We start from the raw sequence: 13,091 nt of genomic DNA, 5'->3' as shown, positions 1-13,091 counted from the left end.
CTCACCTAATAAGCAAGCACCTTTTGCGGACTTCCCTCTAGAATTTTGGTTATAAAATGGACAAAAAGGAGGACGCCATGTCCGCCGATACCCCCCAGCTCGACAACTACAAACTGGAAGACCGCTATCTGCGGGAATCTGGTCGGGTTTTCCTGACCGGCACACAGGCTCTGGTCCGCATACCTCTGATGCAGGCCGCCCTGGATCGTAAACAGGGGCTGAACACGGCGGGCCTGGTCAGTGGTTACCGGGGCTCCCCCCTGGGCGCGTACGACCAAGCGCTCTGGCAGGCCCAACCCCTGCTCGATGACAACCGCATCGACTTCGTTCCGGCCATTAATGAAGACTTGGCCGCCACCATCATGCTTGGCACCCAGCAAGTGGAAACGGACGAGGATCGGCAGGTGGATGGTGTGTTCGGCCTCTGGTACGGCAAAGGTCCCGGCGTGGACCGCGCAGGCGATGCACTGAAGCACGGCACCACCTACGGCTCATCTCCCCACGGCGGTGTTCTGGTGGTTGCCGGTGATGACCATGGCTGTGTGTCCTCCTCCATGCCCCACCAGTCCGATGTGGCGTTCATGAGTTTCTTCATGCCCACCATCAACCCGGCCAACATCGCCGAGTACCTGGAATTCGGGCTCTGGGGCTACGCTTTGTCCCGTTACAGTGGCTGCTGGGTGGGTTTCAAGGCCATTTCCGAGACGGTTGAAAGCGCGGCTTCCGTGGAGCTGCCACCGGAACCGGAGTTTGTAACGCCCGATGATTTTACGGCACCCGAAGGCGGTCTCCACTACCGCTGGCCGGACCTGCCCGGGCCCCAGTTGGAAACCCGTATCGAACACAAACTGGCCGCCGTGCAGGCGTTTGCCAGGGCGAACCCGATTGACCGCTGCCTGTACAGTAACCAGCAGGCCCGCTTCGGTATTGTGACCACCGGCAAGGGCCACCTGGATCTGCTCGAAGCCCTCGACCTACTGGGGATTGATGAAGACAAGGCCCGGGACATGGGGCTGGATATCTATAAAATCGGTATGGTCTGGCCTCTGGAGCGCCGCGGCATCCTCAACTTCGTTCATGGCAAGGAAGAAGTCCTGGTCATCGAAGAGAAACGGGGCATCATCGAGAGTCAGATCAAGGAGTACATGTCCGAGCCGGATCGCCCCGGCGAGGTGCTGATTACCGGCAAACAGGATGAACTGGGCCGCCCGCTGATTCCCTACGTCGGTGAGCTGAGCCCGAAACTGGTTGCCGGCTTCCTGGCTGCCCGGCTTGGCCGATTCTTCTCGCTGGACTTCAGCGAACGCATGGCGGAGATCAGCGCCATGTCGAACGCCCAGGACCCGGGTGGTGTAAAGCGGATGCCTTATTTCTGCTCCGGCTGCCCCCACAACACGTCCACCAAAGTTCCCGAGGGCAGCAAGGCTCTGGCGGGTATTGGTTGCCACTTCATGGCGTCCTGGATGGGTCGGGACACGGAATCCCTGATTCAGATGGGGGGTGAAGGGGTCAACTGGATCGGCAAGAGCCGTTATACCGGTAACCCCCATGTGTTCCAGAACCTGGGCGAGGGCACCTATTTCCACTCCGGCTCCATGGCCATCCGCCAGGCCGTAGCGGCAGGCATCAACATTACCTACAAGATTCTGTTCAACGACGCTGTAGCCATGACCGGTGGCCAGCCGGTGGATGGCCAGATCACCGTCCCCATGATTGCCCAGCAGGTGGCCTCCGAGGGCGTTCGCCGTGTCGTGGTGCTAAGCGATGAACCCGAAAAGTACGATGGCCATAGAGATCAGTTCCCGAAGGATGTCACCTTCCACGACCGCTCCGAGCTGGATGGAGTTCAGCGTGAATTGCGGGACATTCCGGGCTGCACCGTGCTGATCTACGACCAGACCTGCGCTGCTGAAAAGCGCCGGCGCCGCAAGCGCAAGCAGTTCCCGGATCCGGCAAAGCGGGCGTTTATCAATCATCACGTCTGTGAGGGTTGTGGCGATTGCTCGGTGCAGTCCAACTGCCTCTCCGTTGTGCCCCGCAAAACCGAGCTGGGCCGTAAGCGCAAGATCGACCAGTCTTCGTGCAACAAGGACTTTTCCTGCGTCAACGGTTTCTGCCCCAGCTTTGTCACCATTGAAGGCGGGCAGCTGCGCAAGTCCCGGGGCATGGACACTGGCTCGATGCTGGCCGGCAAACTGGCCACGATACCCGCTCCGGCACTGCCGGAGATGACCGGTTCCTACGACCTGCTTGTGAGTGGCGTTGGCGGCACGGGCGTGGTCACCGTGGGTCAGTTGATCACCATGGCTGCACACCTGGAATCCCGGGGCGCTTCGGTACTGGATTTCATGGGCTTCGCCCAGAAGGGTGGCACCGTTCTGAGCTATGTGCGCATGGCGCCGTCTCCGGACAAGCTGCACCAGGTTCGGATCAGCAACGGCCAGGCCGATGCGGTTATCGCCTGTGATCTGGTGGTGGCGTCCTCCCAGAAAGCCCTGAGTGTACTGAGGCCGAACCACACCCGGATTGTAGCCAATGAAGCGGAACTGCCTACCGCCGATTACGTGCTCTTCCGCGATGCCGACATGAAAGCCGACAAGCGACTGGGCCTGCTCCGCGATGCGGTCGGTCAGGACCACTTCAATCAGCTCGACGCCAATGGCATCGCCGAGAAGTTGATGGGCGATACCGTGTTCTCAAACGTGATGATGCTCGGCTTTGCCTGGCAGAAAGGGCTGCTGCCCCTGTCTGAAGCGGCCTTGATGAAGGCCATCGAACTCAACGGTGTGGCGATTGATCGCAACAAGGAAGCCTTCGGCTGGGGCCGCGTGGCCGCCGTTGATCTGAGCGCGGTAACGGACCTGCTGGACACCGGCGGCGCGAAGGTTGTCGACGTCCAGTCCGAGTCGACCCTTGATGAGCTGATCGAGACCCGTCATGGCCATCTGGTCAACTACCAGAACCGGCGCTGGGCCGATCAGTACCGGGCCAGTGTTGTCGAAGTCCGGAAGGCCGAGGAAGCCCTGGGACAGACAAACCTGCTCCTGACCCGGGCCGTGGCGCAGCAGCTGTATCGCGTCATGGCCTACAAGGACGAGTACGAAGTGGCGCGGCTGTTTGCGGAAACCGACTTTATGAAAGAAGTGAAGGAAACCTTTGAAGGTGACTTCAAGGTCTATTTCCACCTTGCCCCGCCGCTGCTCAACGGCGAAACCGATGCGCAGGGGCGGCCGAAAAAACGCCGGTTCGGTCCCTGGATGTTCCGGGCCTTCGAGCTGCTGGCGAAATTCCGCAGCCTGCGCGGAACTGTGGTGGATCCGTTCAGTTACTCGGCAGACCGGAAGCTGGATCGCGCAATGCTGAAGGACTATCAGAGCCTCGTCGCCCGCATTGGCCGGGAGCTCGACGCCAGCAACTACGAAACCTTCCTGCAACTGGCAGAACTGCCAGCCGACGTTCGGGGCTACGGGCCGGTACGCGAACAGGCCGCAGAAGCCATCCGGGAAAAACAGACCCAACTGATCAAGGCGCTGGACACTGGCCGCCCCACCCTCATCCGTACCCAACCGGCCGATAAGGAAGCGAACCATGTTTGAAGCCCTCAAGCCCCTGCCACAGGACCCGATCCTGCAATTGATGCAGACATTCCGGGAAGATACCCGGCCGGACAAAGTGGATCTGGGCATCGGTGTTTACAAGGATGACGCCGGCAATACGCCGATCATGGCCGCTGTACATGAAGCCGAACGGCGTCTGCTTGAGGGCGAAACCACCAAGAGCTATGTGGGACCCGCAGGCGCTGCAGGATTCAACAATGCAGTGGCGGAGCTGATCCTGGGAAGTAACAGCCCGCTGATCCGGGAGGGCCGGACATCGGTGGTTCAGACGCCGGGCGGCTGTGGCGCCCTGCGCATGGCGGCGGAGTTTCTGCGCCTGTGCCAACCGGACACCACGGTGTGGGTGAGCACTCCGACCTGGGCCAACCACCTCCCCTTGCTGGGAGGAGCAGGCCTTGCCATCCGAGAATATCCGTACCTCAATCCAGACACGCTGGAGGTAGACTTCGCCGCCATGCTGGGCACCCTCGAAGGGGCTAGAGCAGGTGATGTGGTGTTACTCCACGGCTGCTGCCATAACCCGTCAGGCGCCGACCTGAGCCTGTCGCAATGGCAGGAAGTCACCGGCCTGATTCAGCGGAAGGGTCTGTTACCGTTCGTGGACATGGCCTACCAGGGTCTTGGTGAGGGTCTGGAAGCCGATGCGGCCGGCTTGAGACACCTGGCCGATTCGGTGCCGGAAATGCTGATTGCGGCGTCATGCTCCAAGAACTTTGGCCTGTACCGTGAGCGCACCGGGGCCCTGGCTCTGATCTCCGCCACGGCAACCGTCAACTCGGCGGCCACCAGCCAGCTGCTGAGCATCATCCGCTCCCACTACTCCATGCCCCCGGCCCATGGTGCCGCTATCGTGGAGACCATTCTGGGGGATGACGGGTTGCAAGCCCAATGGCAGGAGGAACTGAGCGGAATGTGCAAGCGCATCCTGCACCTGCGCCACGGCTTTGCAGACGCACTGGCGCCAGTTGGTGATTTCAGTTTTATCGCCCGTCAGCGGGGCATGTTCTCGTTCCTCGGAATCAGCCCTGAGCAGGTGAGCCAGTTACGGGAGGAGCACGGGATCTACATGCTGGAGAGCAGCCGTGTGAATGTTGCCGGGCTGAACGACCGGGTCATGCCACGGGTAGCAGACGCCATACGCGACGTCCTCAAGTAGGCAGCCAGCTCAGACAACCAACCAGACCAGAAACGTCAATCCGACAAAAACAACTAACCGGAGACCCCAATGAGTCAGAATACCCAACCACACCAGCAGGCCAATAACCTCTGGTCTTCACGGATGGCCTTCATCCTTGCTGCTGCGGGCTCGGCAGTCGGCCTCGGGAACATCTGGAAGTTTCCCTACATTACCGGTGAGAACGGCGGTGGCGCTTTCGTCCTTGTCTATCTCGCCTGTATTTTTCTTATTGGCGTGCCGGTCTTGATCGCTGAAACCATGATCGGCCGCCGGGGCGGCCAGAGCCCTGTGGCAACCATGCGTACCCTGACCCAGGCCGAGGGTACGGCCCGGGGCTGGAGAGTCATCGGCTGGAACGGCGTTATCGCGTCCTTCCTGGTGTTATCTTTCTATGCCGTGATCGGCGGATGGGCCCTGGTTTACATTGGCAAGGCCGCTACAGGGCTGTTTACCGGTGCAGACGCCGAGGCCATTGGCGGCCAATTCGGCGGGCTACTCGCAAACCCCTGGGAGTTGTTGCTGTGGCACTCCGTGTTCATGGCGATTGTGGTGTTTATCGTTGGCCGTGGCATTCGCTCAGGGCTTGAGAAAGCCGTGAACATGCTGATGCCGCTGCTGTTTGTGCTGCTGGTTGTCATGGTGCTCTATGCCATGAACAGTGGCAGTTTTGGTCGGGCAGTGAGCTTCATGTTCTCTCCGGATTTCAGCAAGCTGTCCACCGCCGGCGTTCTTACAGCTCTGGGCCATGCTGCCTTTACTCTCAGTATCGGGATTGGCGTGCTTATGGCCTATGGCTCCTACCTGCCGAAGAACATCAATATTGCCAGAACCGCGATGACCATCGCCGTTCTTGATACCAGTGTGGCACTGCTCGCGGGGCTCGCCATCTTTCCGCTGGTGTTTGCCAATGGTCTTGAACCCGGGACAGGCCCCGGCCTGATCTTCGTGACTCTGCCACTGGCTTTCGGTCAGATGAGCGGCGGCGCACTTTTCGGCACCCTCTTCTTTGCCCTGCTACTGGTAGCGGCCATTACCTCCGCTATTTCCATGCTGGAGCCAGTGGTGGAATGGCTGGAAGAACACAAAGGAGTCGGCCGGGCCAAAAGTGCGCTGGGTGGCGGACTGGCAATCTGGTTTATCGGCATCGGTACGGTGCTGTCGTTCAACGTGTGGGAGGACCTGCATCCGCTGGGTTTCATCGCATTCTTTGAAGGTAAGACCGTGTTCGACCTCCTCGACTTCCTGGTCTCCAACCTGATGATGCCCCTGGGCGGACTCACCATTGCACTGTTCGCAGGCTGGGCCATGAAGCGGGAAGGTCTGCCAGCGGACATCGGCCTGCAAGGCGGTGCCTTCAGGGCCTTTATGTTTGTGCTCCGGTATCTGACACCCGCCGGTATCGCGGTAGTGTTCCTTTACAACCTCATCTGACAGAGCCCAAAAGCCCACAGATCGTGAACCGCCAAAGCCCCGCCTCCGTGCGGGGCTTTTCGTGGCTGTTTTCGTAAAAAACCGGGAAAACACTACATGCCCAGGTACGCCTCACGGACTTTCTCATTACTGAGCAGTTCCCGGCCGGTGCCTTCAATCACCACCTTACCGGTTTCAAGCACATAACCCCGGTCTGCCAATGCCAGGGCCTGGGAGGCATTCTGTTCGACCAGAAAGATGGTAATACCCTCTTCCTTCAACTCTTTTACGATGTTGAAGATCTCTTCGATAATCAACGGTGCCAGGCCCATGCTGGGCTCATCCATCAGCAGCAGTCTTGGCTTGGCCATCAGTGCCCGCCCCATGGCCAGCATCTGTTGTTGACCACCGGACAGCTCACCGGCCAGGTTATGGCGCTTCTGGCGAAGTATGGGAAACTTCGTGTACATGCGCTCCAGATCGTCCATGACCTCTGGCGTCTTGCCACGGGTGTAGGCACCCAGCAGGAGGTTGTCATGGACACTGAGATCCTTGAACACCTGCCGGCCCTCAGGTACCTGCACAATGCCATCGGCCACTCGCTGATCGGCAGGAACCTTCGCCAGGTCCTTGCCCTCAAAGGTGATCACACCGCGGTCCGTCGGCTGCAATCCGGAGATGGTCATCAGCAGGGTAGACTTGCCGGCACCATTGGCACCCACAAGCGAGACGATCTCACCACTGTTGATATGGATATCCACATCATGCAGCACTTCAATCTGGCCATAGGACGTAGCCAGCCCCTTGATGGACAGCATCTCCTGCTTTGCGTGAGGTGCGGTCACCTGGTCTGCGTGCTTGAGCCCCAGCCCTCCGAACTGCTCCGGAGTGTAGCTGACAATCTGGTGGCGTAATTCCCGGAATTCTTCCCGGACCCGTTCGCCGAACAGTGGATCGTTCTCAACATCCCGGGACGCAACAATTTGCTCCCAGTCTTCCTCGGTCAGCAGTTTCCGGGCGCGGGGAATGACCACCCCTTCTTCCTTACGGATGTGCTTACGCAAGGATTCGGTGAAACGTGCCAGGGCATGACTGAACTCTTCACGCCCCTCTGGCCAGCCCTCCATGCAACTCTCCAGCAGCTGGCGCAACTCCATAAGCTTTTCGTGCCCGATCACGTAACCCTTGGCCAGTTTCTCCAACAGAGGCGCGGTCTCAGGGGATTTCTGACCAAGCCGCTTGTACAGCTCAATATCCGTGGGCGTGCTGTGAACCCGTTGGGAAAAATGCTGAATGTAATCAAAGATCGTTTTAAACAGTCGCTCGTCGGGGCGCTGTTCGTTCACGTTCATATCGCTGAGAAGCTGATCCAGCAGATCCAGAATCCGCCACAGTGCCTGATGCTCCTGAACGATAATTCGGACGGCCTGCTCACTGCGTGACTGGGCAGGCGCCATTTCAGTGTGTTGCTCGCTCATGTGAAATGTCTCCTTGCTCAGCCACCCAGATAGGCGGCGATAACGTCCGGGTTCTGACGGATTTCCTCGGGAATGCCCTCGGCCAGAACGCGACCATAGTTAAGCACCAGCAGGCGGTCGGATATTCCCATCACCAGTTTCATGTCGTGCTCAACCAACATCACGGTTATGCCCTGAGCCGCGATTTTCCGAATTAACTCCTCCAGTGCCGCGGTTTCCGTGGCGTTCAGGCCTGCCGCCGGCTCATCCAACAGGATGACCTTTGGTTCAGCCGCCAGCGCCCGGGCAATCTCGAGCCGCTTGAGCGCACCGTAGGACATGGCGGAGGCTTCCGCATCCAGATAATCACCACAACCGACGTATTCCATCAGATCCGCCGCACGCTTGCGGGCGGCAATCTCATTGCGACGCAGGGACGGCAACCTGAACAGAGTGGTGAACAGGCTGCTCCTGAGCTGGAGGTGTCGGCCGAGCATCACATTCTCGATGGCGGTCATATTCATGCAGATCTGCATCTGCTGAAAGGTCCGGCACATGCCCCGTTCCGCAAGCTGGTTCGGCTCGAGTTTCGCGGTACTTTCTCCGTTAAGCAGGACCTCACCCTTCGTGGGGATGTAGAGGCCGGTAATCAGATTGAACAACGTCGTCTTGCCGGCACCGTTCGGGCCAATGACCGAATAGACCTGCCCGGCCTCCACGGCGAAACTGACACCTTCCACAGCATGAACACCACCAAAGGCCTTATCCAGCCCTTTTACTTCAACCAGTGCTGTCATGCCTCACCTCCCGCTTTCTTGCGCATTCTTTTGGAAACGATCGCGGTGATGGTGGGCAACAGGCCCTTGGGCATAAAGATCATGGTCAGCATCAGGATCAGGCCGAACATCACTGTTTCCAGCTCCTGGAAATCCGCCAGAACCTGGGGCAACAGTTTCAGCACCACGGCACCCAGAATCACACCCAATGTAGAGCCCATGCCGCCAAGAACAACCATGGTGATAAAGAGAATGGAGAATTCGAAACTTGCCACCGCCGGCGTAATAAAGCCCTGGAAGTGGGCGTAAAGGCCGCCCATGATGCTTGCATAGATGGCGGAAATCACGAATACGAGGCTTTTGTACTTCGCAGTGTCGACTCCCACCACGCTAGCCGCTACTTCCGAGCCTTTCACGGAGCGTAAAGCCCGGCCGATGGGCGATTCGATCAGGTTCTGGGCGAACCAGACCGCCAGCAGAAGCACCACACTGACCAGGATATACCAGGCCTGAACGCCAGAAATGTCCAGTCCAAACAACGAATACTGGCCAAAGGTACTGAGCTCCCAGCCGAACAGGTCCAGGGCGGGAACCGGCATGCCGTCCGGGCCACCGGTAATGGCACGCTCGTTATTCAGAATGATGGCAATAATGAAGCCTACCGCGAGGGTTGCCATGGACAGGTAATGGCCCTTCAGTCGCAGGATCGGGCGACCCACAACCCAGGCAATGATGCCAACCGCAATGGCACCGACCACCAGCGCCGGCACAGAAGACCAGCCGTAGGTCCCGGTCGCGATACCCGTGAAGTAAGCACCCAGACCGAAGAACCCGGCATGACCAAGACTGATCTGGCCGGCAAAGCCCACCAGCAGGTTAAGGCCGACAACCGTAGCAGCAATGATGGCCATCTGGATGACCAGTTCATAGTGGAACGGGTTGCCCAGAAAAGCCGGAAGAATAATCAGGATTAGTGCGAGGACCATTAGCCCGCGGAGACGCGACTGCATAAACCGGTTCAGCATCAGACACGCTCCACGACTTTGGCACCGAAGAGTCCGCGGGGCATGAAAAAGAGCACCAGCAGAATCATGGAAAACGCCACTGCGTCCTTGTAATCGGATGAGATGTAGCCGGCCGTCATGGCTTCAACAATGCCAAGAGTAAGGCCACCGACAACAGCACCTACACCGCTGCCAAGTCCACCAATAGCCGCGGCGACAAAGCCTTTCAGGCCCAGGATGATACCGATGTCGTAAGAGGTGAAGGTAATGGGCGCCACCACGATACCGGCTACCGAGCCAAGCAGCGCAGACACCATAAAAGCTAGCATCAGCACCATCTGGGTCCGGATACCCACCAGACGCGCCGCTTCCTTGTTCATGGAGGTAGCAAGAATAGCCTTTCCAATCAATGTCTTGGTGAAAAATAACACCAATGCGACCACCATTACCGCACCGACACCCAGAACCCAGAGACTCTGACTGTTCAGCACTGCACCAAAAACCTGGATAGGCTCATTGGTACTGAAATTTTGCATAACATGATACTGCTTGCCCCAGACCATCTGAGCAATGCCGCGAATAAAGATCGACGCACCAATGGTGATAATAATCAGGGTAACCACATCGGCCTGTTTGGCCGGTGCAATGGCGAAGCGCTGAAGGGCAATCCCCAGCACACCCGCCAGAATGACCGCCAGCACGACCGCAAATACCATGGGCACTCCCATGGCCGTCAGGGAAACCGTCGCCATGCCACCAATCATCAGGAATTCGCCCTGGGCGAAGTTGATGACATGGCTGGCGTTGTAGATCAGGGTAAAACCCAGGGCTATCAGGGCGTACGTTGCGCCGATAGTAATCCCGGTGAACAGGTACTGTAAGAATTCTGCGAGCATAGCGGTGATTCCGGTCGAACATCGACTGGCGACTTACCCGAACGGGTAGTCGCCAGCCGCGAGACAGGTGAAAGGGAATTCAGTCAATCAGCTTCCAGTTGCCGTTCTGGACTTCCAGAATGCGGAAGGAATCTGCAGTGAGGCCATTGTGATCATCCGGAGACATATTGAATTCACCGGTTACCCCAACGTAGCCCTCAATGTTTTCCAACGCTTCACGAACTGCCTCAGGATCCGTCGACCCCGCCTCTTCAATAGCACGGACCGCCAGCATCAGGCCGTCGTAAGCGTAGGCTCCAAAGGTTGACACCTTGGCATCCCAGCGAGCCTCGTATTCAGACTTGTAGTTCTGAACCACGTCTTTCTGGGGATCGTCTTCCGGCAGTGAGTCCGGAACCAGCAGCGGTGACGCCGGCAGACGAAGACCTTCCGCCGCGGAACCGGCCAGCTCCAGGAAGCTGTCAGACGCTACGCCGTGAGACTGATAGAACGGAAGCTCTATTCCCAACTGGGCATAGTTACGGGTCACAATGGCCGGACCCTGACCGAAACCGAAATTGAGAACCGCTTCAACACCTTTTGTGTTACGGATATTGGTCAGCTGGGCGGTCATGTCTGTATCAGATCCACTGTAGGTTTCGTCGGCCACCACTTCCATACCCATCTGTTCGGCCACTTCCAGGGTCTGGGTACGGCCGGAGCTGCCGAAACCATCGGTACCGGAGATCAAGCCGATTTTGGTGATGCCTCGGTCTTTCATATCCGCCAGAATCCGCTCTGCCGCCATGCGGTCAGACTGCGGGGTCTTGAATACCCATTTTTTCACCGGCGTGGTGATGACTACCGCACCAGCCAGGGAGATAAAGGGGACCTGAGCCTGCTCCATCAGTGGGACCGCTGCCATGGTAGCACCGGTGGTGCTGCCACCCACGATGATATCGACCTGATCCGACCGGATCAGACGGCTGGCGAAGTTACGGGCAGAAGAGGCATTGCCAACGTCGTCGTAATGGATCAGCTCCAGCGGACGCCCCAGAACACCACCTTCTTCATTGATTTTTTCAACGTACATCTCGAGGGTTTTCAGCTCGGGATCACCGAGGAAGGATGCCGGACCTGTAACAGACAGGAACGACCCGATTTTGATTGGCTCAGCTGCCTGCGCACTCATCATCATGAGACCGGCAACAGCAACTACTGCGCATTTTCCTGCGCGACGCATCATTGTTTTAAGCATTGTTTTTGTTCTCCTGAATTGTGCAGGGGCTTGAGTGTGTTTTTGTCCCTTCATCCCTGGATTACAGCAATCCTGATTTTTCGCGGCCGGTATAATTTGATACCTTTGACGATTATCAAATGAAGTTATTGTATCATAACAACTATGTCAACTGATTTCAGGGAGTCCAACCAAGACCCTTTCAGTAAAGCCAGCACTCACGCAACGCGGCAGCACAGCAACCAGAGAGACAAGCCTTTACCTGACACACAAGACCCGCATAATACACACAACGTGTTTCATTGATTCTTATTTGCGAACCCAGACCATGACTGCAAAAAGCCAACTAGAACTGCTCGTCAAAAACTTCCAGGAGAAGCGGCCACTCCGAGCCGGCTCTCTGATCATTACCATCTACGGCGACGCCATCGTACCTCGTGGCGGTAATGTCTGGCTTGGCAGCCTGATGAAGCTGGTAGAACCCATGGGCATTAGCCAGCGGCTGGTGCGCACGTCAGTGTATCGCCTGGTTCAGGAATCCTGGCTGCAAACGGAAAAGGTAGGGCGATGCAGTTACTATAGCCTCACCGGCCCCGGGCTGCGCCGGTTCGAGCAGGCTTTTCAGCACGTATACATCCTTGATACCGAAGAATGGAGTGGCAGTTGGTGCCTGGTGTACCTGAATCAGCTATCGCCGGAGCTTCGCCAGAAAGTCCGGGAGGAACTCAAGTGGCTCAGCTTTGGCAGTATGGCTCCGGGCCTGATGGAACACCCTCGGTACACCCGCAGCGAACTGATTCCAATGCTGCAGGAATGGGGCGCTCTGGACGACACCATCGTGATGCAGACCATGCCCATGGAGCAGAAAAGCCCCAGAGCACTTCGCCTGCAGGTTCGCGAAAGCTGGAATCTGGATGAGCTGGGAGGCCGCTACCGACGCTTTCTAAGTCAGTTCCGCCCTTTGTGGCGCGAACTACAGTCCGAAGACACCCTCAACCCGGAGGAATGTCTGATTCTCCGGATACTGTTAATCCACGAATACCGCAAGATTCTGCTTCGGGATCCACTACTGCCCGACGAACTGTTGCCGGGTGACTGGGAAGGCCGCAGCGCCAAACAACTCTGCCGCAATTTGTACCGCCAGATCTATGTGCGGGCCGAGCAGTGGCTGGACGGGACCCTTGAAAATGCCTCCGGCCCTCTGCCTGGGCCGGGTGAAAAGTTCTACAAGCGGTTCGGGGGGCTGCGGGATTCAAGTACTTTTAGTGAAGCCGTGACCGAAACCGAATAACCGACCTCTGAAGCCAGCCTGTCCTGGAATGCACAATATCAAGTGCCCAAGTCAGGGAACTGGTTTTCACCTGCAGTTTTACATAGGGCAAAACTGCAGGTTGCAAATTGCCGAATGTCCGGCATCAACACAACCGCCCCTCCGGCAACTACCTACAGCCCCACCGGCATTAGCCGTGTTAAAGACACAACAAACCAGTTATAATCCCCGCCACAACATGCATTGCATTGCAATGCCCTACCCTCCG

The 13,091-nt window shown here is 57.8% G+C and carries 9 protein-coding genes and 1 pseudogene; 4 read left to right on the top strand and 6 right to left on the bottom strand.

What is annotated here, in order from left to right; genetic code table 11:
* The first annotated feature begins 77 nt into the window (after positions 1-77).
* The 3 genes from NLU14_RS18535 to NLU14_RS18525 all read left to right on the top strand — a co-directional run bounded on the left by NLU14_RS18535 (position 78) and on the right by NLU14_RS18525 (position 6,225).
* A complete protein-coding gene (locus NLU14_RS18535; RefSeq protein WP_275709351.1) occupies positions 78-3,596 on the top strand; it encodes an indolepyruvate ferredoxin oxidoreductase family protein in 3,519 nt (1,172 codons plus the stop codon).
* Complete coding sequence (locus NLU14_RS18530; RefSeq protein ID WP_275709349.1) at positions 3,589-4,773, top strand: amino acid aminotransferase; 1,185 nt, start codon at positions 3,589-3,591, stop codon at positions 4,771-4,773. Before NLU14_RS18535 ends, NLU14_RS18530 begins: the two co-directional genes overlap by 8 nt.
* A 69-nt stretch (positions 4,774-4,842) precedes the next feature.
* Entirely contained in the window at positions 4,843-6,225 is a 1,383-nt protein-coding gene (locus NLU14_RS18525) for a sodium-dependent transporter (protein ID WP_275709347.1), read from the top strand.
* Between the two features lie 92 nt (positions 6,226-6,317).
* Here NLU14_RS18525 and NLU14_RS18520 read toward each other — a convergent pair whose 3' ends face one another.
* The 6 genes and pseudogenes from NLU14_RS18520 to NLU14_RS18495 form a co-directional block, all read right to left on the bottom strand.
* On the bottom strand, positions 6,318-7,022 hold the full coding sequence (locus tag NLU14_RS18520) for an ABC transporter ATP-binding protein (protein ID WP_275709481.1): 705 nt from the start codon (positions 7,020-7,022) through the stop codon (positions 6,318-6,320).
* 210 nt (positions 7,023-7,232) lie between these two features.
* Positions 7,233-7,661 (bottom strand): annotated as a pseudogene (locus NLU14_RS18515) (hemerythrin domain-containing protein); the annotation flags it as partial.
* A 38-nt stretch (positions 7,662-7,699) separates the two neighbouring features.
* Complete coding sequence (locus tag NLU14_RS18510) at positions 7,700-8,458, bottom strand: ABC transporter ATP-binding protein (RefSeq protein ID WP_275709344.1); 759 nt, start codon at positions 8,456-8,458, stop codon at positions 7,700-7,702.
* The gene (locus tag NLU14_RS18505) at positions 8,455-9,462 is read right to left on the bottom strand and encodes a branched-chain amino acid ABC transporter permease (protein ID WP_275709343.1); all 1,008 of its coding nucleotides are present in this window, start codon (positions 9,460-9,462) and stop codon (positions 8,455-8,457) included. The genes NLU14_RS18510 and NLU14_RS18505 overlap by 4 nt, the downstream gene beginning before the upstream one ends.
* On the bottom strand, positions 9,462-10,337 hold the full coding sequence (locus NLU14_RS18500) for a branched-chain amino acid ABC transporter permease (RefSeq protein ID WP_275709341.1): 876 nt from the start codon (positions 10,335-10,337) through the stop codon (positions 9,462-9,464). The genes NLU14_RS18505 and NLU14_RS18500 overlap by 1 nt, the downstream gene beginning before the upstream one ends.
* Positions 10,338-10,416: 79 nt before the next feature.
* On the bottom strand, positions 10,417-11,574 hold the full coding sequence (locus tag NLU14_RS18495; protein WP_275709339.1) for an ABC transporter substrate-binding protein: 1,158 nt from the start codon (positions 11,572-11,574) through the stop codon (positions 10,417-10,419).
* Between the two features lie 307 nt (positions 11,575-11,881).
* On the opposite strand from NLU14_RS18495, the gene paaX reads away from it, so the two are divergent.
* Positions 11,882-12,844 (top strand): phenylacetic acid degradation operon negative regulatory protein PaaX, encoded by a 963-nt coding sequence (gene paaX, locus NLU14_RS18490; protein WP_275709337.1) that lies wholly within the window; start codon positions 11,882-11,884, stop codon positions 12,842-12,844.
* Positions 12,845-13,091: the final 247 nt, after the last annotated feature.

This window comes from Marinobacter iranensis (assembly GCF_029207565.1).
GTDB classification, from domain to species: Bacteria; Pseudomonadota; Gammaproteobacteria; order Pseudomonadales; family Oleiphilaceae; genus Marinobacter; species Marinobacter iranensis.
This window is presented reverse-complemented; position numbering and strand designations above follow the sequence as displayed.

Excerpts from the sequence above, each read along its gene's own strand:
- NLU14_RS18535 (WP_275709351.1), top strand. The coding sequence starts at position 78 with ATGTCCGCCGATACCCCCCAGCTCGACAACTACAAACTGGAAGACCGC.
- NLU14_RS18520 (WP_275709481.1), bottom strand. The coding sequence starts at position 7,022 with ATGCTGTCCATCAAGGGGCTGGCTACGTCCTATGGCCAGATTGAAGTG.
- NLU14_RS18525 (WP_275709347.1), top strand. The coding sequence starts at position 4,843 with ATGAGTCAGAATACCCAACCACACCAGCAGGCCAATAACCTCTGGTCT.
- NLU14_RS18530 (WP_275709349.1), top strand. The coding sequence starts at position 3,589 with ATGTTTGAAGCCCTCAAGCCCCTGCCACAGGACCCGATCCTGCAATTG.
- NLU14_RS18505 (WP_275709343.1), bottom strand. The coding sequence starts at position 9,462 with ATGCTGAACCGGTTTATGCAGTCGCGTCTCCGCGGGCTAATGGTCCTC.
- NLU14_RS18510 (WP_275709344.1), bottom strand. The coding sequence starts at position 8,458 with ATGACAGCACTGGTTGAAGTAAAAGGGCTGGATAAGGCCTTTGGTGGT.
- NLU14_RS18500 (WP_275709341.1), bottom strand. The coding sequence starts at position 10,337 with ATGCTCGCAGAATTCTTACAGTACCTGTTCACCGGGATTACTATCGGC.
- NLU14_RS18495 (WP_275709339.1), bottom strand. The coding sequence starts at position 11,574 with ATGCTTAAAACAATGATGCGTCGCGCAGGAAAATGCGCAGTAGTTGCT.
- paaX (WP_275709337.1), top strand. The coding sequence starts at position 11,882 with ATGACTGCAAAAAGCCAACTAGAACTGCTCGTCAAAAACTTCCAGGAG.